The organism is bacterium (assembly GCA_030654305.1).
Classification (GTDB): Bacteria; Krumholzibacteriota; Krumholzibacteriia; order LZORAL124-64-63; family LZORAL124-64-63; genus PNOJ01.
Genome location: JAURXS010000290.1, coordinates 1 through 1,400 on the forward strand (window position 1 = coordinate 1; position 1,400 = coordinate 1,400).

General features: G+C 68.8%; 1 protein-coding gene. It reads right to left on the bottom strand.

The genetic code is table 11. From position 1 onward, the window contains the following. Positions 1–1,400: AAA family ATPase (locus Q7W29_08275; protein MDO9171813.1), on the bottom strand; the 1,400-nt coding region annotated here is incomplete at both ends.

Sequence of the window (1,400 nt, forward strand, 5' to 3'; positions counted from 1 at the left end):
ACGACGCTCACGGAATCCGCCTGCGACCGGGCGTAGAAAAAATCCGTGATGGTCGCCTTGCGGACCTGCAGCTCCTCCGCCAGGCGCAGCACCTGCGAGATCTTCGGCTGATACTCCGCCTCGAACGCCTCCCACCACTCCCGGGCCGACGTGCCGGCCTCCTCCAGGCCGATCGTCGCCTTGGCAGCGGCCACGAGCTTCCTGATGCTTTCGTCGGACATGCCGACGGTGTCGGTGATCCCGTTCCTCGCCGTGCTCGAGTCGCACACCAGGTCCGGCTGCCGGCGCAGCACGGCGGCCCGGATCTCGCCTGCAAGGGGGACCGGGCGCGGTACGGCGTCCTGCCCGCGGGGCTCCCGGATGAGGACGGCGGCTTCGCGTCCGAGGACCGCGCCGGCGGTCACCGTGACCTTCGTGACGCCGTCGTCCGCGAGTTCGGGCAGCCGGTAATCGACGTCGTCCAGGCTGCGCATCACGATGCGCGACAGCGCGCGGGCGCCCGTGCCGAGCCCGTCCGCCTCCTCGGCGACGGCGCGCAGGGCCTCGTCCGTGAATTCCAGCTCGATCCCGTGGAGTTCGAACAGACGCTGCTGCTTTGGCAGGATCGACTCCTCGGCGTGCCGGAGGATGCTCACCAGATCCTCGACCGTCAGCTTGCGCACGGCGGTCAGGGTGGAGAAGCGGCCGATGAACTCGGGGATGAAGCCGAACTCGACCAGTTCCTCGGTGCGCGGCAGGTCCTGCTTGCTCCAGCCGCCGGCGGCGCCGCCGCGCCTGGACGCCAGGAAGCCGATCGAGCTCGTCCGCCGCAGCCTCGTGATCTTCGCCAAGTCCACGAACGCCCCCGCGCAGACGAAGAGGATTCCCGAGGTGTCGATGTCGGACAGGATGTGCTCGATGGAGCCGCCGGTCGAGGCTGACACCACGCAGCCGTCGAGGATCGAGAGCAGGGCCTGCTGGACGCCCGCACCGGAGATGTCCGGTCCGTCGGACCCCTTGTGCGCGGCGACCTTGTCGATCTCGTCGATGAACACGATGCTGCGCTCGGTCATGTAGCGGTCCTTGCCCGAACGCAGGTACAGCTCCCCGACCAGGTTCTCGATCCTGGTCCCGACGTACCCCGTCTGGACGAGGGACGTGGCCGAGATGAAGGTGTAGGGCACGCCCAGCATCTCGGCGATCAGGCGGATCATGTAGGTCTTGCCCGAACCGGTCGGTCCCATCAGCAGGACGTGCTGCTTGCCGAACTCGGCGCCGGAGATCGCGCGCGCGAAGCCCTCCCTGACGCGGCGGTCGCGGTAGCCGAGACCCAGGTAGTGGCTGTACACCGCGACGGCGAGGTCGCGCTTCGCCAGGTCCTGGCCGTGGACGTAGCGGTCGAGGAAGGCGACGATCTCCAG